Here is a 24,683-nt window from a genome sequence, read left to right as displayed (position 1 = left end):
GGTCAGGCGGACTTGGCGGCACGTTCCGCGGATTCAAGCGTGTTGACCAGCAGCATGGCAATGGTCATCGGGCCGACCCCACCGGGGACAGGGGTGATCCAGCCGGCCACGTCCTTCACGCCGTCGAAGTCCACGTCACCGCAGAGCTTGCCTTCGTCGTTGCGGTTCATGCCCACGTCGATGACCACGGCGCCGGGTTTGACCATGTCGGCCGTCAGCACGTTGCGCTTGCCGACGGCGGCGACGATGACGTCGGCCTGGCGGGTCATGGCTCCGAGGTCGGCCGTGCCGCTGTGGCAGACGGTGACGGTGGCGTTGGCGGCCAGCAGCATCATGGCCATGGGCTTGCCGACGATGTTGCTGCGGCCGATGACGACGGCGTGCTTGCCCTTGAGATTACCCATGCCGATGCTCTCCAGCATCTTCATGCAGCCGTAAGGCGTGCAGGCCTTGAAGCCCGGCTCGCCCACCATCAGCGCGCCGGCGCTGGCGACGTGGAAGCCGTCCACGTCCTTGGAGGGAGCGATGGCTTCGATGACCTTGTGGTCGTCGATGTGCTTGGGCAGGGGCAGCTGGACCAGGATGCCGTGGATGGTCGGGTCATTGTTCAGCGCGTCGACGCGGGCCAGCAGTTCGGCTTCGGTCATGGAGGCGTCGTACTTTTCCAGCACCGAGCGGATGCCGGCTTCCTCGCAGGCCTTGACCTTGTTGCGCACATAGACCTGGCTGGCCTGGTTGTCGCCGACGAGGACGACGGCGAGGCCGGGCTGGCGGCCCTGGGCTGTCAGCGCAGCGGCGCGGGTGGCGGCCTCAGAACGCAGTTGCTTGGCCAGGGCGAGGCCGTCGATCAGTTGGGCAGTCATCTTTGAACTCCTAAATGCAAAGAGGCCGCATGCAGCGGCCTCTAGGTGAGATGCGGGTGTTTAAGCCTTGGCGGTGGCACCGAGCGCGATCTTCAGCAGATCGGCAACGGTGTTGGCGTTGAGCTTTTCCATGATGTTGGCGCGGTGCGCCTCGACCGTCTTGATACTGATGCCGAGGTCATCAGCGATCTGCTTGTTCAGGCGGCCGGCGACGATCCGCTCCAGCACCTGCGCCTCGCGCGTCGTCAGGCGGGCCAGCAGGGCGTCGCGGCTGGCGGCTTCCTGGTGGCTGGAGAAGGCGTCGCGGGCCTGGTCGAGCATGCGCTCCACGAGGGCCAGCAGCTCCTCTTCCTTGAAGGGCTTCTCGATGAAGTCCATCGCGCCCTTCTTCATCGTCTGCACCGCCATGGGCACGTCGCCGTGGCCGGTGATGAAGACGATGGGCAATGGGCTCTTGCGCTCGATGAGGCGGTCCTGGAGTTCCAGGCCGGTCATGCCGTCCATGCGGATGTCGGCGATCAGGCAGGCGACTTCGCGGGGGTCGTAGCGGGCGAGGAAGGACTCGGCGGAGTCAAAGCACTTGACCCGGTAGTCCTTACCTTCGAGAAGCCACTGCAGGGAGTCGCGGACCGCTTCGTCGTCATCGACAACGTAGACGTTGCCCTTCTTGGGGATCAAGCTCATGGTGCTGTGGGTTCGGTTCTCTGAGCGCTGCCGGGAGTGCCTGGCGAGGCTTCCTGACGCAGTTGTTCTGAGGTGATGGTGACGGGTATCGTGAAGGCGAATCGGCAGCCAACGACCAAGGAGCCATTGTAGAGGTTCTCGGCTTTTATCCGGCCCTGGTGGGACTCGACGATAGACCGGCATAACCCTAATCCGATGCCCAATCCGTCGGCTTTTGTCGAGAAAAATGCCTCATACATACGGGCCAGCACTTCATCGGGCAAACCCGGCCCCATGTCGGTCACGGAGAACTCGATCTGCCCTCCCAGCTCCGCGCTGTGCTTGGGCACGACGCGCAGCTCGATGTGGCGGCGCGAGGTGGGCAGCGAGGCATTGTCGATGGCCTCGGCGGCGTTCTTCAGCAGGTTCATCAGCACCTGCTCGATGAGGATGGGGTCCACCATCAGCTGCGGCAGACGCTGGGCCACATAGGTGTGGATGGCGACGTTGCGGCGGCGCAGCTCGATGCCGGCCAACTCGACCGCGTCCTCCACGATGTCGGCCGCGTGGGCCGGTTGGCGCTGCGGCTCGCTGCGCTTCACGAAGTTGCGGATGCGGTGAATGATCTGGCCGGCGCGCTCGGCCTGCTTGGCCGTCTTGGTCAGCGCGGCCATCAGTGCATCCTTGTCGATGCTGTCATTGCGCACGCGGCTGACCATGCCGTTGCAGTAGTTGGTGATGGCGGTCAGCGGCTGGTTCAGCTCGTGGGCCACGCTGGAGGCCATCTCGCCCATGGTCATCAACCGGCTCGTCACTTGCGCCTTCTCGGCCTGCAGCGCGGCCTGCGCCTCGGCGTGGCGGCGCATGGTGATGTCGGTGGCGATCAGCATCTGCGCCAGGCGTCCGTCGGTCCATTGGAGGTAGCGCGCGCGAACGTCGAACCACATGGCCAGGGACTCGACATAGACCTCGCGCGGATCCGAGCCCACATCAGTCAGGGCCTCGGCGGGCAGGCCGGAGTAGTCGTCGACCTCGTCGGCGCCGTCGTCCAGCGGGCCGCGGCGGCTGGTCGTGCCCAGCAGGTGGCCACCGGCCAGCAGCGCATGACCGGCGGGGTCTGCGCCGAACCACAGGCGATAGCTGCGGTTGGCGAACAGCAGCTCGGGCGGCTGCACCGACAGCACGGACACGGCTGCGTCCAGGCCTTCCAGCACGGTCGTGAAACGCTCGTGCGAGGCCGACAGCTGGTCGCGCACGCGCTTGGCCTCGGTGATGTTGGTCATCGAGGTCATCCAGCCGGTCTGCTTGCCCTTGGTGTCCACCAGTGGCGACACGTAGACGCGGGCGTCGAACTGGCTGCCGTCCTTGCGCTGGATCTTCACCTCGACGCCGCCGGACGGGCTGCGGCCCTGCAGTTCCTGCTGCAGGAGCCGCGCGTTCTCCTCGCGCCGGTCAGCGGGCCAGAAGGGGTAGGGCGGCGTGCGGCCCACCAGGTCGGCCTCCGAGAAACCCGTCATCGCGCAGAAGGCCGGGTTCACGTAGGTGATGCGCGTTTCCATATCCATGGCGCGCATGCCCGTCAGCATGGAGTTCTCCATGGCGCGGCGGAAATTGGTCTCGAGCGTCAGCGCGTTCTGGATCTGCGTGCGCCGGCGCATGTGACGCCAGGTGCCCAGCAGCATCCACACCGTCATGCCCGCCAGCGCGAGCACGAGCCAGAACAGCGCGTTGTTGATGAGGCCGATGGACGTGCGCCAGCCCTGGCCGCGCAGTACCAGGCCGTTGAGCGCCGGCGCCAGCGGCACGTCGTGCAGCAGCGAGGCGCGACGCAGCACCTGTCCGGGCATGGGCGTGACGGTGCTGCTGACGACCTGATCGCGCGCATCCAGCACGGCGATGCTGTGGCGGGTGGCCACCTCGCTGGGCACGTAATAGCGCAGCAGAGCCTCGACGGTGTACTCGGCGATCAGCACGCCGGCGAAGCCGCCGCGGTCGATCAACGGGATGTGGAGCTGGAAGACGGTGGTGCCGTTGGCGTCCGTGAATGGCGGCGAGTAGACCGGCTGGCGCCGGTCCTTGGCGGCCTCGAATGCGATCTCGGCCGCGTTCGACTGGTTGGACACGGGCATGGAGGGGTCGTCGCCGCTGGCCGACATCAGCCCGTCGGCCTGGAAGCCTGCTGCGCCCACGCTGCTGCGGCGCTCGCGCTTGGCGCTGAGCCAGGTCACATGCATCAGCTCGGGTCGCTCGCGGGCGAAGGCCTGGGCCTGGGCGGAGAACTCATGGGCGTCGATCTGGCGCGTGACGACCTCGCGCGCGATGCGCACCAGCTGCTCCTGGTTCTCGATGAGGCGCAGGCGGATCTGCTGCTGGGCGATCTCGGTGTCGCGCTTGACCGACTCGGTCTCGCGCTCGATTTCCTCGTTGCGCAGGTACCAGAAGGCCGAAATGATGGCCGCCAGGAACAGCAGCACCGAGATCAGCGGGCCCAGCGTTGCCAGCCGGTCCTGGCGCGAGGGCGACTGGCGGAACCACCAGGTGGTGACCAGTCGGCGCAGCGTGGCGATCCAGCGCTGGCTGCGGTTGGGCGGGGCGGAAACAGGGGGCATGGGCAAATTATCCGGGGCGATGTCGGCTTGATGAATTTCACAATAAGAAATCGCTTCGCACCATTTGGGAAATGGCAGAGCTTATGAGACACTTCGGCCGCTCGCGGGCCTGGTGCCTGCGCTTTGCACCCTGTAGCCCTGTTAGAACAGCCACTTCCGCCCGTCAGAGGCGGAATTCACCAGGAGACCGGCCATGTCAGCCCAGCCGCAAGACTTTCTAGGCGTCGCATCGAACGACGCTGACCCACAGGAAACCAAGGAGTGGCTGGACGCGCTGTCCGCCGTCATCGACCGTGAAGGCGCCGAGCGCGCGCACTTCCTGATCGAGGAGATGCTGGAGCACGCGCGCCAACACAACATCGACCTGCCGTTCTCGGCCACCACGGGTTACGTCAACACCATCGCCGCCGACCAGGAGGCCCGCTGCCCCGGCAACATCCAGATCGAGAAGCGCCTGCGCGCCTACATGCGCTGGAACGCGATGGCCATGGTGGTGCGCGCCAACCGCCTGAACCCGGCTGACGGCGGTGACCTGGGCGGTCACATCGGCTCCTTCGCCTCGCTGGCTTCCATGCTGGGCGCCGGCTTCAACCACTTCTGGCACGCCGAGAGCGAAGGCCATGGTGGCGACTGCCTCTATATCCAGGGCCACAGCGCGCCGGGGGTCTACGCGCGCGCCTTCCTGGAAGGCCGGCTGACCGAAGACCAGCTCGACAACTTCCGCCAGGAAGTGGACGGCAAGGGCCTGTCCAGCTACCCCCACCCCAAGCTGATGCCCAACTTCTGGCAGTTCCCGACCGTCAGCATGGGCCTCGGCCCGCTGATGGCGATCTACCAGGCCCGCTTCCTGAAGTACCTGCACGCCCGCGGCATCGCCAACACCGAGAACCGCAAGGTCTGGGCCTTCATGGGCGACGGCGAGATGGACGAGCCCGAAAGCCTGGGCGCCATCAGCCTGGCCGCGCGCGAGGGCCTGGACAACCTGGTCTTCGTCGTCAACTGCAACCTGCAGCGCCTGGACGGCCCGGTGCGTGGCAACGGCAAGATCATCCAGGAGCTGGAAGGCGAGTTCCGCGGCAGCGGCTGGAACGTCATCAAGCTGATCTGGGGCAAGGGCTGGGACGAACTGCTGGCGCGTGACAAGAGCGGCAAGCTCAAGCAGCTGATGGCCGAGACGCTGGACGGCGACTACCAGGCCATGAAGGCCAACGACGGCGCCTACGTCCGCAAGCATTTCTTCGGCAAGTACCCCGAGACCGCCAAGCTCGTCGCGCACATGAGTGACGACGAGATCTTCGAGCTGCGCCGCGGCGGCCACGAACCCGAGAAGGTCTATGCAGCCTTCCACAAGGCCCACAACAACACGACGGGCCAGCCCACCGTGCTGCTAGTCAAGACCGTCAAGGGCTATGGCATGGGCAAGGCCGGCGAGGGCAAGAACACCGTCCATCAGACCAAAAAGCTGACGGACGACGACATCAAGTACATCCGCGACCGCTTCAACATCCCGGTGCCGGACAGCGAGCTGCCCAAGCTCCCGTACTACAAGCCTGCCGACGACACGCCCGAGATGCGCTACCTGCACGAGCGCCGCCAGGCGCTGGGCGGCTACCTGCCGCATCGCCGCGCCAAGGCCGACGAGCAGTTCAAGGTGCCCGAGCTGACCACTTTCCAGGCCGTGCTTGACCCGACCGCCGAAGGCCGCGAGATCTCGACCACCCAGGCCTACGTCCGCTTCCTGACGCAGCTGCTGCGCGACAAGGAGATCGGCCCGCGCGTCGTGCCCATCCTCGTCGACGAGGCCCGCACCTTCGGCATGGAAGGCCTGTTCCGCCAGATCGGCATCTACAACCCCAAGGGTCAGCTCTACACCCCGGTCGACAAGGACCAGGTGATGTACTACCGGGAGGACAAGGCCGGCCAGATCCTGCAGGAAGGCATCAACGAAGCCGGCGGCATGGCCAGCTGGGTGGCAGCCGCCACGAGCTACTCGACGAACAACCGGATCATGATCCCGTTCTACGTCTACTACTCGATGTTCGGCTTCCAGCGCATCGGCGACCTGGCCTGGGCCGCTGGCGACATGCAGGCCCGTGGCTTCCTGCTGGGCGGCACCTCCGGCCGCACGACGCTGAACGGCGAAGGCCTGCAGCACGAGGACGGCCACAGCCACATCCTGGCCGGCACGATCCCCAACTGCGTGTCCTATGACCCGACCTTCGCCCACGAAGTCGCCGTCATCATGCAGCGCGGCTTGAAGCGCATGGTGGAAGACCAGGAAAACGTCTTCTACTACATCACCCTGCTGAACGAGAACTACCCGATGCCGGGCCTGAAGGCTGGTACCGAAGAGCAGATCCTCAAGGGCATGTACCTGCTGGAAGAGGCGGACGCGTCCAAGCCCCTCAGCGTCAACCTGCTGGGCTCGGGCACCATCCTGCGCGAAAGCCAGATCGCCAAGATGCTGCTCGAAGAGGAGTGGGGCATCGGCGCCAACGTCTGGAGCTGCCCGAGCTTCAACGAACTGGCCCGCGACGGCCAGAACGCCGAGCGCTGGAACCTGCTGCACCCGACCGAGCTGGCCTGCGTGCCCTTCGTCACGCAGCAGCTGGGCCACACCAAGGGCCCGGTCATCGCTTCGACCGACTACATGAAGAACTACGCCGAGCAGATCCGCGCCTTCATCCCCAAGGGCCGTTCCTACAAGGTGCTGGGCACCGACGGCTTCGGGCGTTCGGACTTCCGATCCAAGCTGCGCGCGCACTTCGAGGTCAATCGTCACTACATCGTCGTGGCGGCCCTGAAGACGCTGGCCGACGAAGGCGCGATCCCGGTCGCCAAGGTGGCAGAGGCGATCGCCAAGTACGGCATCGACATCAACAAGATCAACCCGCTCTACGCCTGAGCATCCGGGGAGACAACAAATGGCATTGGTTGAAGTCAAGGTTCCCGACATCGGCGATTTCGACGAGGTCGGCGTCATCGAGGTGCTGGTCAAGGTCGGCGACACCGTCAAGGTCGAGCAGAGCCTCGTGACGGTGGAAAGCGACAAGGCGTCGATGGAGATCCCGTCCTCGCAGGCCGGCGTCGTCAAGGAAATCAAGGTCGTCGTGGGCGACAAGGTCAAGGAAGGCAGCGTGCTGGTCCTCGTCGAAGGCGAGGGCGCAGCTGCGCCGGCGCCGACGGCACAGCCGCAGGCCGCCGCCGCACCGGCCCCCGCACCGGCTGCACCCGCCCAGGCGGCTCCGGTGGCAGCGCCGGCACAGAGCAGCGGCCCCGTCACCATCGAGGTTCCCGACATCGGCGACTTCGACGAGGTGGCCGTCATCGAGCTGCTGGTGAAGGTCGGCGACACCGTCAAGGTCGAGCAGAGCCTCATCACGGTCGAGAGCGACAAGGCGTCGATGGAGATCCCCTCGTCGCACGCCGGCGTCGTCGAGGAACTGCTGGTCAAGGTGGGCGACAAGGTCAGCAAGGGTTCGCCGCTGGCCCGTGTGGCCGCCACCGGCGGTGCACCTGCGCCTGCCTCTGCTGCGCCTGCTCAAGCTCCGGCGCCCGCCGTTGCAGCGCCCGTGGCCGCTGCGGTCGCTGCGCCCGCTGCCGCCGCACTGCCGGCCCACCAGCCCACCGCGCCGACCGGCCAGCTGCCCCACGCCTCGCCCAGCATCCGCAAGCTCGCCCGCGAGCTGGGCGTGCCGCTGGCTGAAGTGAAGGGCACGGGTGCCAAGGGCCGCATCGTCGAGAGCGACGTTCAGGGCTTCGTCAAGTCCGTCATGTCGGGCGCCGTGCAGACTGCGGCGCAGAAGGCGGCAGCTCCTGCAGCAACCGCAGGCGGTGGCGGCGCAGGCCTGAACCTGCTGGCCTGGCCCAAGGTCGACTTCGAGAAGTTTGGCCCCGTGGAGCGCAAGGATCTGTCCCGCATCAAGAAGATCTCGGGCGCCAACCTGCATCGCAACTGGGTCGTCATCCCGCACGTCACCAACCATGACGATGCCGACATCACCGAGCTGGAAGCCTTCCGCGTCCAGCTGAACAAGGAGAACGAGAAGGCCGGCATCAAGGTCACGATGCTCGCCTTCATGATCAAGGCGGCCGTCGCGGCGCTGAAGAAGTTCCCCGAGTTCAACAGCTCGCTGGACGGCGACACGCTGGTGCTGAAGAACTACTTCCACATCGGTTTCGCGGCCGACACGCCCAACGGCCTCGTGGTGCCCGTCATCAAGGACGCCGACAAGAAGGGCATCTTCCAGATCAGCGCCGAGATGTCGGAGCTGGCCAAGAAGGCGCGTGATGGCAAGCTGGGCCCGGCAGACATGAGTGGCGGCTGCTTCTCCATCTCGTCGCTCGGCGGCATCGGCGGCAAGTACTTCACGCCCATCATCAACGCGCCGGAAGTGGCCATCATGGGCGTCTGCAAGAGCTCGATGGAGCCCGTGTGGGACGGCAAGGCCTTCCAGCCGCGCCTGATCCTGCCGCTGTCGCTGAGCTGGGACCATCGCGTCATCGATGGCGCTGCCGCCGCGCGCTTCAACGTCTACTTCGCGTCGCTGCTGGCGGACTTCCGCCGCATCGCCCTGTGATCGGGAGCCGGACTCATGGCACTCATTGAAGTTCAAGTTCCCGACATCGGCGACTTCGACGAAGTCGGCGTCATCGAGGTGCTGGTCAAGGCCGGCGACACCGTCAAGGTCGAGCAGAGCCTGATCACCGTCGAAAGCGACAAGGCGTCGATGGAGATTCCGTCGTCTGCCGCGGGCGTCGTCAAGGAACTCAAGGTCAAGCTGGGCGACAAGGTCAGCAAGGGCTCGGTCGTGCTGACGCTGGAATCGGACGCGGCCGCTGCGCCTGCGCCCGCCGTGGCGGCGCCGGCACCGGCAGCTGCTGCCGCACCGTTTCAGGCGCCCACGGCCGCCACCTACAGCGGCAGCGCCGACCAGGCCTTCGACGTCGTCGTCCTTGGCGGCGGCCCCGGCGGCTATTCGGCGGCCTTCCGTGCGGCCGACCTTGGCCTCAAGGTCGCCATCGTCGAGCGCTATGCGGCGCTGGGCGGCGTCTGCCTGAACGTGGGCTGCATCCCGTCCAAGGCGCTGTTGCACGTCGCGGCTGTCATGGACGAGGTCAGCCACATGGCCGACCTGGGCGTGGCCTTCGGCGAGCCGACGGTGGACATCGACAAGCTGCGCGCCCACAAGAACAAGGTGACGGGCAAGCTGACCGGCGGCCTCGCGGCCATGGCCAAGATGCGCAAGGTGACCGTGCTGCGCGGCTACGGTGCGCTGCTGGATGCCCAGCACCTGAAGGTAGAAGCTACCGAAGGCACGGGCCAGGCCAAGACCGGCACGGCGCAGACCGTGGCCTTCAAGCGCCTCATCATCGCGGCCGGCTCACAGGCCGTGCGCCTGCCCTTCCTGCCCGACGACCCGCGCATCGTCGACTCGACCGGCGCGCTCGAAATGGGTGTCAAGCCGCAGAAGATGCTCATCGTCGGCGGCGGCATCATCGGCCTGGAAATGGGCACGGTCTACTCCACGCTGGGCGCCCGCCTTGACGTGGTGGAGATGCTGCCCACGCTGATGACCGGCGCGGACCGCGACCTCGTCAAGGTCTGGCAGAAGTTCAACCAGGGCCGCTTCGACAACATCATGTTGAACACGAAGACGGTGGGTGCCGAGGCCAAGCCGGACGGCATCTACGTGACGTTCGAAGGCGAAGGTGCTCCTAAGGAGCCGCAGCGCTACGACCTGGTGCTGCAGGCCGTGGGCCGCACGCCCAACGGCAAGAAGATCGCTGCCGAGAACGCCGGCGTGGTGGTGACCGACCGCGGCTTCATCCCGGTTGACGTGCAGATGCGCACGAACGTCGCCAACATCTTCGCCATCGGCGACATCGTCGGCCAGCCCATGCTGGCCCACAAGGCGGTGCACGAGGGCCATGTGGCGGCCGAGGTCTGCGCCGGCGAGATCCTGGGCGATGAAAAGCTCAAGAAGAGCCAGTTCGACGCCCGCGTGATCCCCAGCGTGGCCTACACCGACCCTGAAGTGGCCTGGGTGGGCATGACCGAGGACGAGGCCAAGGCCAGGGGCGTGAAGTTCACCAAGGGCCTGTTCCCATGGACGGCCTCGGGTCGCGCCATCGCCAACGGCCGCGACGAGGGCTTCACCAAGCTGATCTTCGACGAGGAGAGCCACCGCATCATCGGCGGCGGCATCGTCGGCACGCATGCCGGCGACATGATCGGCGAGATCGCCCTGGCCATCGAGATGGGCGCCGACGCGGTGGACATCGGCAAGACCATCCACCCGCACCCAACGCTGGGCGAGAGCCTGGGCATGGCCGCCGAAGTGGCCCACGGCTCCTGCACGGACGTTCCGCCGGTGCGCAAGAAATAAGGCCTGATCGCCAGGCGGTCAAGCAGGCCTGCTCCGGCAACGGAGCGGGCCTTTTTTCATGGCCGGCCGCCTGCGGGCTAACGCTGGGTTTGCCGGGTTCCGAGTCTCGCGACAATGCCGGCATGAGCGTTTTCTACTGGTTCATGGCCCTGGTCATGGCCGCCACCCTGCTGCCGTCGGCCCTCTTCATGGGCATCTACGTGTTCACCGGCTCCGATGAGGCACTGGAGCGCGCGCGCAAGTTCTGGAACTTCCTGCGCGTGTTCACGTTGCTGGCGTTCAACGTCACGGTCTGGGGCAATGTCGTCGTCGGGGCCTGGCAGTTGATCCACTAGAGCCTGGACTCGTACATGCGCGGGCAGTCCGCCGTGCCGAACCGGTCCACGGGGACGCGAAAGCGCTGCCCCACGCGCAGCTGCTGCCAGCGCGCGAGGTCGACGCGGCAGGTCCAGGCATGGTCGCCGCCATCGCTGAGCTCGATCTCGTAGAAGGCCTCGCGCTTGCCCATGCGCTCGCTGCCGGCCTCGCCCGGCGGGGCTACGCGCAGCGGCGGGCGCGGCCAGTCGGGGCGCTCGTCGGGCCCGCCCTCGCTTTTCACGATCCAGCTGCGCCGCCAGGCCAGCTGGGTGTAGCTGCAGCGCTCAGCGGGTTCAGTGCGTTTGCCAGTGGGGTCGGCCATCAGTCGCCGCGTCACGTCGCGGGCGTCGGCCGGCAGTTCATCGCACCAGTCCGACCCGGACTCGGTGCGCAGCCGCTCGATGACGATCTCCATGCGCCAGCTGCGCCTGATCAGCTCGACGGCCACGCCGGGTGGCCCGAACACCCACCAGCCCACCGTGCCCAGCGTTGCCACCACCATGGCGATGAGGACCTGGACGCGCAGGCGCGGCAGCCGCATCCGGCTCAGGCCGCGTCGAGCTGCGCGGTCACGGCCTCTTCCCATTGGGCCAGATCGTCCCAGCCGATGTGCAGCCAGTCCATCGCCGCCTGATGGTGGCCGGACCAGTCTGCGTCCTCGGGCAGCCCCTCGTGGCGGCGCATCAGGTGCTCGGCAATGAGGCCGGCGGCGACGAGGGTGTGCACCTCGGGGTCGATGTCGGCATGGCCGAGGGCGGCGAAGTCGTGGTGCAAGCGGATGGCCGCCATCAGCAGTGGCGGCAGGTTCCACACCCGCACGACCAGCGCGCCGACAACGGCATGGTCCGTCTTGTGGTTGGCGTTCTCGGTGGCGATGTAGGGCCGGTCGATGCGAGCAGCCGCCTCGACCATGGTGGACGCGTAGCCGCGCACGCTCTGCAGCAGCACCGGCATGCCCACGTGCAGGAACAGGCCGAAGCTGTGCGCCAGGTCGGGCGACAGGCCCGGCAGCTGCTGGGCGATGGTGGCCATCGCGACGGCGCGCTTGGTGCTGCGCTCCCAGAAGCGCGCCAGCTGCGGCGCGTTGACGGGGATGGCGTGCCGGGCGAGGAAGCCGGTCATCACCGCCACGCTCTCGCGCAAGCCGATGCGTGTCATCGCCTGGCCCACGGTGTTGCAGGGCGGTCCCACCGGCTTGAACAAGGGCCCGTTGGCGATGCGCAGCAGCGTCGCGGCCATGGCCACGTCGCTGGAGGCGATGCGGCCGACGACGTTGAGGTCGGGCTCCGGCTCGCTCATGGCCTGCTGCAGCTGGGCCAGCAACTCCGGGCAGGGCGGGATCTGGATCTGCTGCAAGGGGCCGCGGCGGCGCGACTGGTCGAGGTCGTCGCGGATCTGCTGCGTCCGGGCGCCGCTGGCGTGGGAAGGTGCCGGGTTCTGCGTCATCCGAAAATCTTAGAGGTGCCGTAGGCGCGATCGGGCCGGGTACAGTGAATTCAAAGCAGCCTGCCGTCAATCTTGCCCACTTCCCAGCCCTGCGTCGCCCATGCTCCCCGCTCGCGCCGGCGGTGGTGGCTGGCCGTCCTGCTGGTCAGTCCCCTGCTGGCGGCGGCGGCCTACGACGCTGCGCGTGTGCTGCAGGCCGCGGCCGGCCGCGGGCCTCGCGTCGTGGAGCAGGCCCAGGCGCTCGTGCAGCAGATCGAGCGCAGCGGCACGCAGGAGGAGCTCCTTCGGCTCAGGGAGATCAACGACTTTTTCAACCGCCGCCTGGCCTTCAAGGACGACTCGGTCACCTGGGGCGTGCCCGATTACTGGGCCTCGCCGCTGGAAAGCCTGGAAAAGCGTGCCGGCGACTGCGAGGACTACGCCATCGCCAAGTACTTCAGCCTCGCCGCCACGGGGGTGCCGACGGCCAAGCTGCGCATGGTCTATGTGCGGGCGCGGCTGTCGGGCCAGTCGCTGGCGCACATGGTGCTGGCCTACTATGCCCAGCCGGGCGCCGAGCCGCTGATCCTGGACAACCTGCGCCCCGAGGTGCTGCCGGCGTCGCAGCGGGCCGACCTGACGCCGGTGTTCAGCTTCAACACCGAGGGGTTGTGGCAGGGCGTCGGCGAGGTCACGTCGGGTGACCCGATGGTGAGGCTGTCGTTGTGGCGCGAGCTGGTGGCCAAGGTCAGAGCAGAGGGGTTCTTGTGATGGGGAGTGAGACATGTCGTTGATGCGGCAGATCGCCTGGCTGGTGCTGGGCGTGGTGCTTGCGGCACTGGTGGGCGCGGTCGGTCTGTCCACGCTGTCCACGCAGCAATTGATGCGCACCCAGCTGGCGCTGAAGAACGCCGACAACGCCCAGTCCCTGGCGCTGGCCATTTCGCAGCAGAAGGGCGACGGCGAGCTCATCCGGCTGCTCGTGTCGGCACAGTTCGACACTGGCGCCTACGAGTTCGTGCGCTGGCGTGGTTCCAACGGCGAGACCCTGTTCGAGCGTGGCGAGGCGCCCCGTCCCGGTCAGGCGCCGGCCTGGTTTCGGGCGCTGCTGCCCATCGACGCCGCGACCGGCGTGGCCCTGGTGTCCAACGGCTGGAATGCCATCGGTGCGGTCGAGCTGAAGAGCCACTCCAGCTACGCCCATGACGCACTCTGGCTCAGCTCGCGCCGGCTGCTGGCCTGGCTGCTCATCGTCGGCATCGGCGCGGCCATTGCCGCCTGGGTCGGCCTGCGCCGCATCCGCCGCCCGCTGGACGCCGCCGTCGCGCAGGCCGAGGGCGTGCTGTCCGGCAGCTACGGCCAGGTCACCGAGCCGCGCGTGCCCGAGCTGCAGCGCCTCACCCGCGCGATGAACGCCATGGTGCAGCGGGTCAAGGATCTCTTCGAAGCCCAGGCCGGCCAGCTGCTGGTGCTGCGCGAGCAGGTCCATCACGACCCGCTGACCGGCGTTTCGACGCGCAAGCATTTCCTGGCCGAGCTGGACGCCGCCCTGCAGCGCGACGACGGCCCGGTCATCGCCGCCCTGGTGCTGGTGCGCTTGCGCGACCTGCATGGCCTGAATGCCCGGCTGGGCCGGGCCGCCGTCGATGATGTGCTGCTGACCGTCGTCACGGCGCTGCAGGCCTACCCAGAGTCGGTGCCGGGCTGCCGGGTCGGCCGCCTCAACGGCGGCGACTTCGCGCTCTGGCTGCCTGCCGAGGGCGTGGCTGCCGAGACGGCCCATGCGCTGGCCGATGCGCTGCGCGCCAGCCTGCCGGCCTTCGGGCCCGGCGTGCAGGTGGCGCTGGGTGCCATCGAGCTGCCCAGGGAGCGCCCGAGCAGCGTCTGGCTGGGCGAGGCCGACGCGGCGCTGGCGCGGGCCGAGCACCTGAGCGAGGCGCGCGGCGGCTTCGTCGTCGAGATCGTGGCCGAGCCTGGCATCGGCCGGGAGCAGGGCGAGGGCCTGTGGCGTGCCCAGTTGCAGGAGGCCGTCGGCCAGCGGCGCGGCCGTCTCGTCGAATTCCCGGTGCGTGACCGCGCCGGACGCGTGTTGCACCTGGAATGCCCGCTGCAACTGCAGCTGGACGGCGAGTTCCTGCCGGCGGCGACCTGGCTCCCCCTGGCATCGCGGGCCCGGTTGACGGCACAGGTCGATCTGTTTGCCGTCGGCCTGGCGCTCAAGGACATCGCGGCCGACAGTCAGGCCCGCTGCATCAACGTGGCGCCGGCCTCGCTGGCCGATGCCGCCTTCCTGCCCCAGCTGCGAGAACTGCTGATCCAGTGGCCCCAGGCCGCGCGTGCGCTGCTGCTGGACCTGACCGAGGCCGCTGCCACCGAGCATTTCGACCGCCTGCTGGAACTGGGCCAGCAGTTGCGCCCGCTGGGCGTCAAGCTGGGCCTGGAGCATGCCGGCGCCGGCCTGGCCCAGGTGGAGCGGCTCTACCAGGCAGGCCTGGACTACGTGAAGCTCGATGCCTCGGTGCTGCTGGGCGTGGCCGGCGAGGCAGGGCGCGCGGCCTTCGTGCGGGGCATGGTCATCATGCTGCGCAGCCTGGCGCTCAAGGTCTATGGCGAGGGCGTCGTCGACGAGATGGATGCGCAGGCGCTGTGGGACTGCGAGCTGGATGGGCTGACCGGCCCCTGGGTGACGCGCAGCCTGCAGGGCCGCTGAGTCCCGGGCGAGCACAAGCACAGACGGCGCGCTTGTTTGTGCAATTGTTAGCAAATCAAAATTATCAAATAAATCAAAATTTGCTGAACCGGGGTTAAGCTGGCGGCCGGTCGAACGTTGACCGTCCAAGGAAGGCCCCATGAAGTTCTCTCTGCTCACCGTCCGCGCCCGGCTGACGGCCGTATTCGGCACGCTGATCGCCCTGCTGTTGCTCGTCGCCGGACTGGCCTGGCATGCCCTGGAGGCCGAGAGCGACGCCTTCGAGCATTTCGTGACGGGCATCAATGCCCGGGCCGGCGTGGCCAACGCGGTGCGGCTGGCCGTGGACGAGCGCGCCATCGCGGCCCGCAACCTGGTGCTGGTGACCCGGCCCGAGGACATGCAGGCCGAGCGGGCCAGGGTGGAGCGCGCGCATGCGACCGCCTCCCGGCAGCTGGAGAAGCTGCAGCAGATGGCGCAGGCCGCCGACGTGTCGGCCCAGGCCCGGGGCCTGATCGGCGAGGTCGCGCGCATCGAGCAGAAGTACGCGGTGGTGGCCCTGGACATCGTCAGGCTGGCGGTCGACCAGAAGCATGAAGAGGCCGTGCGGCGCATGAACGAGGAATGTCGCCCGCTGCTGGACGAACTCGTCCGCGCCACCAACGCCTATTCCACCTACACCGCGCATCGTGCCGAGGAGATGATCAGCCAGTCGGACGCCAGGGTTGCGCGCCAGCGCAACGGCTTCCTGGCCGTCGTCGCCTGTGCCCTGCTGGTCGCCGTGGTGAGCGGCGTGCTCATCGTGCGCGGCATCCTGCGTGCGCTCGGCGCCGAGCCGGGCGAACTGAGCGCAGCGGCGGGCCTGGTCGCCGCCGGCAACCTGAGCCCGGTCGCCGGCTGCGAGCGTGCGCCCGCCGGCAGCGTGCTGGCCTCGCTGGGCGCGATGCGCGACAGCCTGGCGGAAATCGTCCACCAGGTGCGCGACGTGTCCGAATCGATTGCCACCGGATCGGCGCAGATCGCCGTGGGCAACGCCGACCTCAGTGAGCGCACGGAGGAACAGGCCAGCGCCCTGCAGCAGACCGCCGCGACGATGGACCAGCTCGGCACGACGGTGCACAGCAATGCCGACAACGCCGAGCAGGCCAGCGAGCTGGCCCGCACGGCCACCGACATCGCGACCAGGGGCGGCGAAGTGATGGACGCCGTCATCGCGACCATGCGTGACATCGACGCCGGCTCCAAGCGCATGGCCGACATCATCAGCGCCATCGACGGCATCGCCTTCCAGACCAACATCCTGGCGCTGAATGCTGCGGTGGAAGCTGCCCGCGCAGGCGAGCAGGGCCGCGGCTTTGCCGTCGTGGCGGGCGAGGTGCGGACGCTGGCCCAGCGCAGCGCCGTGGCGGCCAGGGAGATCAAGTCGCTGATCGACACCAGCGTGGGCCATGTGGACAAGGGATCGTCCCTGGTCGACCGCGCCGGCGCCACCACACAGGAGGTCGTCGAGGCCATCCAGCGCGTGAGCGGCATCGTGCGCGAGATCAGCGTGGCCAGCCGCGAGCAGAGCACGGCCGTCGGCCAGGTGGGTGACGCCGTCTCGCAGATGGATCAGGTCACCCAGCAGAATGCGGCGCTGGTGGAGCAGAGCGCCGCCGCGGCCGAGAGCCTGCGCAGCCAGTCCGAGCGTCTGGTCCAGGCCGTCAGCGTGTTCTCGCTGGCGCGCTGAACGCAGGCGGCTGTGAAGCTGGCCGGTACAGTCCCGGCCACCTCGTCTTCCGCCGCCCCCTCCATGTCAATCCGTGGTCTCGTTGCCCTGGTGTCCCTCCTGGCTGCGCTGGGCCTCGGCTGGCAGCAGCGTGAACGGATGCAGGCCTGGGCAGGGGCGACCACACTGCCGGCCGCGCCAAGCCTCGGCTTCAGCGAGCCGCAGCCGCCGGCCAACGCGTCCAAGGCGGCGCCCAGGCTCCGCGCCGGCGAGCTGCGCAAATGCGTCAATGGCCAGCAGGTGTCCTATTCCAACGTCGAATGCCCGCCCGGTGCCAAGGAGCAGGCCGTGGCCGCGGGGGCAGTGACCGTCGTCCCCGGCACGCCGGTCGCCAGGCCCGCCGCGGCCGGCAGCGGCCCCTCCGCGCTGCACAAGGCGCTGGACATCACGCGCGACGACACCCTGCACGAGAAGATCATGGAGCGCCAGATCGAGGGCGCGCGCTGACGAGCCCCTCGGGGCCCGGCATACCATGCGCCAGCACCACTGCCCCGGCCACGAGCGCCGCGCTGCATGAAATTCAAGAGCTTCGCCACGTCTCCTGCCTTCGAGCATCGCGCCTTCCTGGCGCTGATGGTCGCGGTGAACCTGGCCTTCGTGTGGATCCTGCTGCCCTTCGGCGGCGCGGTGTTCTGGGGCGCAGTCATCGCCATCGTCTTCGCTCCCGTCTTTGGGCGGCTGCAGCGCCGGTGGCCGCAGCGGCGCACCATGGCCGCTCTGGTGACGATGTCGCTCGTGCTGGTCATCGTCGTGGTGCCTGTCACCCTGCTCATGGGCATGCTGCTGAAGGAGGGCGCTGCGCTCTATCAGCGCGTGCAGTCGGGCGAGACCAACTTCGCACGCTACTTCGAACAGATGGTGGCCGTGTCGCCGGCCTGGCTGCACGACCTGCTGGAACATTTCGGCCTGACCGACTTCAACGAACTGCAGACCCGCATCAGCGAGGCCATCGGGCGCGGCAGCCAGCTCATCGCGACCCAGGTCTACAGCATGGGGCAGAACGCGCTCGACCTGGTGGTCAGCTTCTTCGTGATGCTCTACCTGGCCTTCTTCCTGCTGCGTGACGGTGCCGCGCTGAGCCGGCGCATCCGCCAGGCCGTGCCGCTCGCGCCCGAGCACCGGCGCCACCTGGCGTCCAAGTTCATCACCGTCATCCGTGCCACCGTGAAGGGCAACGTGCTCGTCGCCGCTGCGCAGGGCTCGCTGGGTGGGATGGCGTTCTGGTTCCTCGGCATCAAGGGTGCGCTGCTGTGGGCCGTCGTGATGGGCTTCCTGTCCTTGCTGCCGGCCATCGGCGCGGGGCTGATCTGGCTGCCGGTGGCCCTGTATTTCCTGGTCACGGGCGCGATCTGGCAGGGTGCGACCCTGATCGCCTACGGGGTGCTCGTCATCGGCCTGGTGGACAACGTGCTGCGCCCCATCCTCGTCGGCAAGGACACCCAGATGCCGGACTACCTCGTGCTCATCTCCACCATCGGCGGCATGGCCGTGTTCGGCATCAACGGCTTCGTCATCGGGCCGGTGATCGCGGCTATGTTCATGGCGGTCTGGGACCTGTTCGCCACCGCCCGGGAGGAAGCGGCTGCAGAGCCGGGTGCCGACCCGTCGGCGCGCTGAAGGATCTGTCGTTGCCGGATAAAGTTCCCACATGACTAGACAAGCTAATCCCCCCGTCCTCGCCGGCCACAAGCTGGTCGAGGCGCTGATCGCCCAGGGCGTCGACACGGCCTTCGGCGTGCCTGGCGAATCCTTCCTCGCCGTGCTCGACGGCTTCCACGAGTACGCCGGCCAGATCCGCTTCGTCGCCTGCCGCCAGGAGGGCGGCGCGGCCTTCATGGCCGAGGCGCAGGGCAAGCTCACCGGCCGCCCCGGCATCTGCTTCGTCACGCGCGGCCCGGGTGCGACGAATGCCAGCATTGGCCTGCACACGGCTTTCCAGGACAGCACGCCGATGATCCTCTTCATCGGCCAGGTCGCCAGCGACCAGCGCGACCGCGAGGCCTTCCAGGAGGTGGACTACCGCCAGATGTTCGGCCCCGGCACCCTCGGCATGGCCAAGTGGGTGGGCGAGGTGCATGACGCCGAGCGCCTGCCCGAGTACGTCGCGCGTGCCTTCCACACGGCCATGCAGGGGCGGCCCGGCCCGGTTGTGCTGGTGCTGCCGGAGGACATGCTGACGAAGCCGATCACGGCGCCCGTCGTCGCGCCCGCGCGACCGGCCGAAGCCGCGCCCACGCCGGCCGCGCTGGCCGAGCTGCGCGAGCGCCTGGCCGCGGCCAAGCAGCCCCTCGTCATCGCCGGTGGTGGCGGCTGGACGCCCGATGCCACGGCCGCGCTGCAGCGCTTTGCCGAAGCCTGGAACCTGCCGGTGGGCTGCGCCTTCCGCTTCCAGGACCTGTTCGACAACGCCCACCCGAACTACGCCGGCGATGTCGGCATCGGCATCAATCCGAGGCTGGCCGCGCGCGTGAAGGCCGCCGACCTCGTCCTCGCCATCGGCCCGCGCCTGGGCGAGATGACGACTGGCGGCTACACGCTGCTGCAGGCCCCGCGCCCCACGCAGCAGCTCATCCACATCCACGCCGGCGCCGAGGAGCTGGGCCGCGTCTACACGGGCGAGCTTCTCATCAACGCCAGCATGAGCCAGGCCGCGCCGGCGCTTGCTGAGCTGAGCCCGCCCGCCGACGTCTCCTGGCGCGACTGGACCGCCGCCGCCAACGCCGACTACCGGGCCAACCTGGTGCCCACGCCCGTCGCGCCGCTGGACATGGCCGAGGTCATCCGGCTCATCGACGCAAGGCTGCCCGAGGGCTCGATCTTCACCAACGGCGCCGGCAACTACAGCGGCTGGCTGCATCGTTTTCACCGCTACACGGCGCTGCACCGCTTCGGCAAGACGCAGCTCGCACCGACCTCGGGCGCCATGGGCTACGGCGTGCCGGCGGCCGTGGCGGCGGCGCTGCTGCAGGACCGCTGGGTCGTCAACATCGCTGGCGACGGCGATTTCCTGATGACCGGCCAGGAGCTGGCCACGGCCACCGGCTATGGCGCAAAAAAGCTGCTGGTCGTCGTCGTCGACAACGGCACCTACGGCACCATCCGCATGCACCAGGAGCGCGAATACCCGGGGCGGGTGTCGGGCAGCGACCTCTTCAACCCGGATTTCGCCAAGCTGGCCGAGGCCTTCGGCTTCGCCGCCTTCAAGGCCGAGAGCACGGAGCAGGTCGGCCCGGCACTGGACGCGGCTATCGCGGCGGGCAGGCCGGCGCTGCTGCATCTGCGTCTTTCCAGCGACGTGTCCACCTCGCGCAGCACGTTAACGGCGATCCGCGAAGCGGCCAGGAAGGCGCAGCATGCTTGAGCTGACATTGCGCGGCGAGTTCATCGAACTCGACAAGCTGCTCAAGGCCATGGGCCTGGTGGAGAGTGGTGGCCGGGCGCGGGTGCTGATCGCGGCTGGCGAGGTGAAGGTCGACGGCCAGGTCGAGCAGCGCAAGACGGCCAAGATCCGCGCCGGCCAGGTGGTGGCCTTCGCGGGCCAGCAGGTCCGGGTGCTGGCCGCCGGCGGCTGACGGCGGCCGGCACGCCGGACGGGTTCAGCGCAGCAGCTCGAGCAGGCGATCGAGGCCGCCGTCGTTGATGGCGATGCGGGCCTGCTCGCGCACCCTGGGCTTGGCGTGGTAGGCCACCGAGAGGCCGGCTGCGCCCATCATCGGCAGGTCGTTGGCGCCGTCGCCGACGGCAATCGCCTGGTCGGGCCGGCAGCCGATCTTGTCGCAGCATTCCAGCAGCATCAGCCGCTTCTGCTCGCCGTCGCAGATGTCGCCCCAGGCCTGCATGGCGACGCGGCCGGTGAGGGCCCCGCCTTGGGTCTCCAGCTCGTTGCTGCGCACGAAGTCCATGCCCAGCTCGGCGGCGACAAAGCGCGTGAAGAAGGTGAAGCCGCCGGAGACTAGGACGAGCTTGAGGCCTGCGGCCTTCAGCGCCGCACACAGTTCGCGCGCGCCGGGGTTGAAGGTGAGGCGCTCGGCCAGCACGCGGTCCAGCACAGTGGCGGGCACGCCGGCCAGCAGGCCCAGGCGCCGGCGCAGGCTGTCCTTGAAGTCGGTGATCTCGCCGCGCATCGCGGCCTCGGTGATGGCTGCCACTTCCCGGCCTTTGCCGGACAGTGCGGCGATCTCGTCGATGCACTCGATGCCGATCAGCGTCGAGTCCATGTCGAAGGCGGCGAGCTTGAAATGGGACAGGGGCGGCAGGGCGGGGCCGTCGCGCAGCACGAGGCCGGGGGTGGGCGAGGAGGAGATCGTGGACATGGGGGATTTTCCGGAGAGCGGGTTCAGGCCTTGACGGGTTGGCCCAGCAGGCGCAGCACCTCGCGCACGGCCTGGGCACGGTCCTGCGGGCTGGAGAGCTGCTTCTCGATGCGTAGCTTCTCGTTGCCCACCAGCTTGATGTTGCGGTTCTTCTGCACCAGCTCGATGACGCGCATCGGGTCGATGGGCGGGTTGGGGCGGAAGTTCAGGTTGATGATGGCCGGCGAGGCGTCCACCTTGATGACGCCGTAGGGCTTGGCCAGCACGCGCAGGCGGTGGGTGTCGAACAGCGTCTGGCCCTGCGTGGGCAGCTTGCCGAAGCGGTCGGTGATTTCTTCGAGCATGGCGTCGATCTGCTCGTTCTTCTCGGCCGTCGCGAGGCGCTTGTACAGGCTCAGCCGCACCTGCACGTCCCCGCAGTAGGCGTCGGGCAGCAGGGCGGGCGCGTGCAGGTTGATCTCGGTGGTGGCGGCAAAGGGTGACAGCAGATCGGGTTCGCGGCCGGCCTTCAGCGACCGCACGGCCTCGGCCAGCATGTCGTTGTAGAGCTGGAAGCCCACCTCCATCATGTTGCCGCTCTGGTTTTCGCCCAGCATCTCGCCGGCGCCACGGATCTCCAGGTCGTGCATGGCGAGGTAGAAGCCCGAGCCCAGCTCCTCCATGGCCTGGATGGCGTCCAGGCGCTGCGTGGCCTGCTTGGTCAGGCCCTGGATGTCGGGCACCATCAGGTAGGCATAGGCCTGGTGGTGGCTGCGGCCCACGCGGCCGCGCAGCTGGTGCAGCTGGGCCAGGCCGAACTTGTCGGCGCGGCTGATGACGATGGTGTTGGCCGAGGGCACGTCGATACCAGTCTCGATGATGGTGGAGCACAGCAGCAGGTTGTGCTTGCCCTGCACGAACTCGCGCATGACACGCTCCAGCTCGCGCTCGGGCATCTGGCCGTGGGCGATGACGATGCGCGCCTCGGGCACCAGCTCTTCTAGCTTCTGGCGCCGGTTCTCGATGGTCTCGACCTCGTTGTGCAGGAAATAGACCTGGCCGCCGCGCTTCAACTCGCGCAGCACGGCCTCGCGGATGGTGCCGCTGCTCTCGGCGCGGACGAACGTCTTGATGGCCAGGCGGCGCTGCGGCGCGGTGGCGATGACGCTCAGGTCGCGCAGCCCTTCAAGTGCCATGCCAAGGGTTCGCGGGATGGGCGTCGCTGTCAGCGTCAGCACGTCCACCTCGGCGCGCATCGCCTTCATCGCCTCCTTGTGGCGCACGCCGAAGCGGTGTTCCTCGTCGATGACCAGCAGACCCAGGCGGTTGAACTTCACGTCGGCCGACAGCAGCTTGTGCGTGCCGACGACGATGTCGATGGAACCGTCGGCGATGCCTTCCATCGCCGCCTTGATCTCCTTGGCCGAGCGGAAGCGGCTCATCTCCGCCACCTTCACGGGCCAGGCGCCGAAGCGGTCGGCGATGTTCTGGTAATGCTGCTCGGCCAGCAGCGTCGTCGGCGCCAGGATGGCGACCTGCTTGCCGCCCATGACCGCGACGAAGGCCGCGCGCAGCGCCACCTCGGTCTTGCCGAAGCCCACGTCGCCGCAGACCAGGCGGTCCATAGGCTTGGGTGAGATCATGTCCTGGATGACGGCGTGGATGGCCGCGCGCTGGTCGGGCGTCTCCTCGAAGCCGAAGCTTGCGGCGAAGGCCTCGTAGTCGTGGCCGGAATACCTGAACGCATGGCCTTCGCGGGCGGCGCGTCGGGCGTAGAGGTTGAGCAGCTCGGCGGCGGTGTCGCGCACTTGCTCGGCGGCCTTGCGCTTGGCCTTTTCCCACTGGCCCGAGCCCAGCTTGTGCAGCGGGGCTTCCTCGGCCGACACGCCGGTATAGCGGCCGATCAGGTGCAGCTGCGCCACCGGCACGTAGAGCGTCGCCTTGTCGGCGTACTCCAGGTGCAGGAACTCGCTCTTCTGGCCCTCGTCTCCCGTTCCTCCGAGGTCGATGTTCACGAGCCCCTGGTAGCGCCCGATGCCGTGGTTGATGTGCACGACCGGGTCGCCCACCTTCAGCTCGGAAAGGTCCTTGATCAGCGCGTTGACGTCGCTGACCTGTTCCTGCTTGCGTCGGCGGCGCGTGGTGGGCGTCGTCGCGAACAGCTCGGTCTCGGTGATGAGCTGCACTGGCCGCTTGCCGTCGACCCAGAAGAAGCCCGCGGCCAGGGGCGCCGCGGTGATGGCGTATTTCTCGTCTCCCTCCCAGAACTCGGCCAGGCTGGCCACCGAGGGCGGGTCGATCTTGTGGTCGCGCAACTGCTCCAGCAGGCTCTCGCGCCGACCTTCGCTTTCGGCCAGCAGCAGCACGCGGTGTGGCGTGGCCTTGAGGTGGGCCTCCAACCGGGCCAGCGGCTCTTGCGCGCCGCGCTCGACACTGACGTCGGGCAGTGGCCGGGCGAAGTCCACCGGCTCGTTGCCACGCACCGACAGCACGGCATGGGGCTTGGTCCGGCCGAAAAAGTCCTCGCTGGTGAGGAAGATCTCCTGCGGCGGCAGCAGCGGCCGCTCGGGGTCGTGCTGCAGGAAGCGGTGGCGCTCCCGGGTGTCGGTCCAGAAGCGCTGGATGGCCTCGTCCACCTCGCCGTGCAGGGCCAGGCCCGCCTCGTCGCCCAGGTAGTCGAAGACGGTGGCCGTCTGCTCGAAGAAGATGGGCAGGTAGTACTCGATGCCGCCCGAGGCGATGCCGTCGCCGATGTCGCGGTACAGGCGCGACTTGGTCGGGTCGCCCTCCATCTTCTCGCGCCAGCGGTTGCGAAAGACCTTGCGCGCGGCCTCGTCCATCGGGAATTCGCGGCCCGGCAGCAGCCGCACTTCGGGCACGGGGTAGAGGCTGCGCTGGCTGTCGGGGTCGAAGGTGCGGATGGAGTCCACCTCGTCGCCGAACAGGTCCACGCGGAAGGGCACGGCCGAGCCCATGGGAAAGAGATCGATGAGCCCGCCGCGCACGGCGTACTCGCCGGGCTGCACGACCTGGCTGACGTTGGTATAGCCCGCCAGCGTGAGCTGCGAACGCAGCGAGGCTTCGTCCAGCCGCTGTTTCTGCTTGAAGTTGAAGGTGGTGCCGGCCAGAAAGCTCGGTGGCGCCAGGCGGGTGAGGGCGGTCGAGGCCGGCATCAGCACCACGTCGATGGTCTTGGTCTTCTTGGCCTGCAGCAGCTCCCACAGCGTGGCCAGGCGCTCGGAGATCAGGTCCTGGTGGGGGCTGAAACTGTCGTAGGGCAGGGTTTCCCAGTCCGGGAAGACGGCGACCTTGAGCTCAGGGGCGAAGAACTTCAGCTCGTCTTCCAGGCGCTGCGTGTCTCCTGGCTCGGCCGTGAAGACGGCAGCGAGCCGCCCGGCGTCGCGCTGCTGCTGCACGAAGCGGGCGAGCAGCAGGGCATCGGCCGAGCCCAGGGGGCGGGAGTGGGTGAACTTCTTGCCGGGCAGAACAGCCGGCAGCGACGGAAGACTCATGCGGACCTACAAACGACAACAGCCCCGGAGCGGGGCTTGGGGGAATTTTAGGCAGCCCATGCCCTTTGGCTGTTCGTCAGGGGCATGGCTAGCATCTCTGCCATTCGAAACCGGAG

General features: G+C 68.2%; 18 protein-coding genes. 11 read left to right on the top strand and 7 right to left on the bottom strand.

All coding sequences use genetic code 11. The annotated features are described in order from the left end of the window. Positions 1-2 precede the first annotated feature (2 nt). Genes folD through AC07VX_RS18475 form a run of 3 tightly spaced genes read right to left on the bottom strand, consistent with a single transcriptional unit; the run spans position 3 to position 4,135 of the window. Positions 3-863 (bottom strand): bifunctional methylenetetrahydrofolate dehydrogenase/methenyltetrahydrofolate cyclohydrolase FolD, encoded by an 861-nt coding sequence (gene folD / locus AC07VX_RS18485; RefSeq protein WP_493166047.1) that lies wholly within the window; start codon positions 861-863, stop codon positions 3-5. 60 nt (positions 864-923) lie between these two features. Then, positions 924-1,547: a response regulator transcription factor gene (locus AC07VX_RS18480; RefSeq protein ID WP_088483486.1), complete on the bottom strand. Its 624-nt coding sequence runs from the start codon at positions 1,545-1,547 to the stop codon at positions 924-926. Next, entirely contained in the window at positions 1,544-4,135 is a 2,592-nt protein-coding gene (locus tag AC07VX_RS18475; protein ID WP_493166048.1) for a PAS domain S-box protein, read from the bottom strand. Before AC07VX_RS18475 ends, AC07VX_RS18480 begins: the two co-directional genes overlap by 4 nt. Before the next feature lie 193 nt (positions 4,136-4,328). Between AC07VX_RS18475 and aceE the strand changes: the two genes are divergently transcribed. The 4 genes from aceE to AC07VX_RS18455 all read left to right on the top strand — a co-directional run bounded on the left by aceE (position 4,329) and on the right by AC07VX_RS18455 (position 10,859). Next, the gene (gene aceE, locus AC07VX_RS18470; RefSeq protein ID WP_493166049.1) at positions 4,329-7,040 is read left to right on the top strand and encodes a pyruvate dehydrogenase (acetyl-transferring), homodimeric type; all 2,712 of its coding nucleotides are present in this window, start codon (positions 4,329-4,331) and stop codon (positions 7,038-7,040) included. 19 nt (positions 7,041-7,059) lie between these two features. Then, positions 7,060-8,715 (top strand): dihydrolipoyllysine-residue acetyltransferase, encoded by a 1,656-nt coding sequence (gene aceF / locus AC07VX_RS18465; RefSeq protein WP_493166050.1) that lies wholly within the window; start codon positions 7,060-7,062, stop codon positions 8,713-8,715. Between the two features lie 15 nt (positions 8,716-8,730). Next, positions 8,731-10,524 (top strand): dihydrolipoyl dehydrogenase, encoded by a 1,794-nt coding sequence (gene lpdA, locus AC07VX_RS18460; RefSeq protein ID WP_493166051.1) that lies wholly within the window; start codon positions 8,731-8,733, stop codon positions 10,522-10,524. Positions 10,525-10,646: 122 nt separating this feature from the next. After that, a complete protein-coding gene (locus AC07VX_RS18455) occupies positions 10,647-10,859 on the top strand; it encodes a hypothetical protein (RefSeq protein WP_493166052.1) in 213 nt (70 codons plus the stop codon). Here the strand turns inward: AC07VX_RS18455 and AC07VX_RS18450 are convergent. Together AC07VX_RS18450 and AC07VX_RS18445 are read right to left on the bottom strand one after the other, a co-directional pair. Continuing rightward, positions 10,856-11,422: a hypothetical protein gene (locus AC07VX_RS18450; RefSeq protein WP_493166053.1), complete on the bottom strand. Its 567-nt coding sequence runs from the start codon at positions 11,420-11,422 to the stop codon at positions 10,856-10,858. The two genes, AC07VX_RS18455 and AC07VX_RS18450, sit on opposite strands and share 4 nt — an antisense overlap. A 5-nt stretch (positions 11,423-11,427) precedes the next feature. Continuing rightward, complete coding sequence (locus AC07VX_RS18445; RefSeq protein ID WP_493166054.1) at positions 11,428-12,327, bottom strand: HDOD domain-containing protein; 900 nt, start codon at positions 12,325-12,327, stop codon at positions 11,428-11,430. Positions 12,328-12,399: 72 nt separating this feature from the next. Here AC07VX_RS18445 and AC07VX_RS18440 point away from each other — a divergent pair, with 72 nt between their 5' ends. From AC07VX_RS18440 to AC07VX_RS18410, 7 genes are all read left to right on the top strand, one after another. Beyond that, positions 12,400-13,077 carry a transglutaminase-like cysteine peptidase gene (locus tag AC07VX_RS18440; RefSeq protein ID WP_493166055.1) on the top strand — a complete coding sequence of 226 codons (678 nt, stop codon included), beginning with the start codon at positions 12,400-12,402 and terminating at the stop codon, positions 13,075-13,077. A gap of 13 nt (positions 13,078-13,090) precedes the next feature. Then, positions 13,091-15,016 (top strand): bifunctional diguanylate cyclase/phosphodiesterase, encoded by a 1,926-nt coding sequence (locus tag AC07VX_RS18435; protein WP_493166056.1) that lies wholly within the window; start codon positions 13,091-13,093, stop codon positions 15,014-15,016. Positions 15,017-15,155: 139 nt separating this feature from the next. After that, positions 15,156-16,724 (top strand): methyl-accepting chemotaxis protein, encoded by a 1,569-nt coding sequence (locus AC07VX_RS18430; RefSeq protein WP_493166057.1) that lies wholly within the window; start codon positions 15,156-15,158, stop codon positions 16,722-16,724. A 90-nt stretch (positions 16,725-16,814) separates the two neighbouring features. Further along, entirely contained in the window at positions 16,815-17,210 is a 396-nt protein-coding gene (locus AC07VX_RS18425; protein WP_493166058.1) for a hypothetical protein, read from the top strand. Positions 17,211-17,276: 66 nt separating this feature from the next. Then, positions 17,277-18,380 (top strand): AI-2E family transporter, encoded by a 1,104-nt coding sequence (locus AC07VX_RS18420; RefSeq protein WP_493166059.1) that lies wholly within the window; start codon positions 17,277-17,279, stop codon positions 18,378-18,380. Between the two features lie 31 nt (positions 18,381-18,411). Beyond that, complete coding sequence (locus tag AC07VX_RS18415) at positions 18,412-20,124, top strand: thiamine pyrophosphate-binding protein (protein WP_493166060.1); 1,713 nt, start codon at positions 18,412-18,414, stop codon at positions 20,122-20,124. Continuing rightward, on the top strand, positions 20,117-20,335 hold the full coding sequence (locus tag AC07VX_RS18410) for an RNA-binding S4 domain-containing protein (RefSeq protein WP_493166061.1): 219 nt from the start codon (positions 20,117-20,119) through the stop codon (positions 20,333-20,335). The genes AC07VX_RS18415 and AC07VX_RS18410 overlap by 8 nt, the downstream gene beginning before the upstream one ends. A 24-nt stretch (positions 20,336-20,359) precedes the next feature. On the opposite strand, the gene serB is transcribed toward AC07VX_RS18410, so the two are convergent. Together serB and mfd are read right to left on the bottom strand one after the other, a co-directional pair. Beyond that, positions 20,360-21,076 carry a phosphoserine phosphatase SerB gene (gene serB / locus AC07VX_RS18405; protein ID WP_493166062.1) on the bottom strand — a complete coding sequence of 239 codons (717 nt, stop codon included), beginning with the start codon at positions 21,074-21,076 and terminating at the stop codon, positions 20,360-20,362. A 23-nt stretch (positions 21,077-21,099) separates the two neighbouring features. Further along, the gene (mfd, locus tag AC07VX_RS18400) at positions 21,100-24,567 is read right to left on the bottom strand and encodes a transcription-repair coupling factor (protein ID WP_493166063.1); all 3,468 of its coding nucleotides are present in this window, start codon (positions 24,565-24,567) and stop codon (positions 21,100-21,102) included. Between the last annotated feature and the right edge of the window lie 116 nt (positions 24,568-24,683).

It is taken from the genome of Roseateles sp. GW821-FHT03B02, from assembly GCF_059421025.1.
Note: the sequence above shows the minus strand (reverse complement) of the source record. Positions and strands in the feature narration are given on the sequence as shown.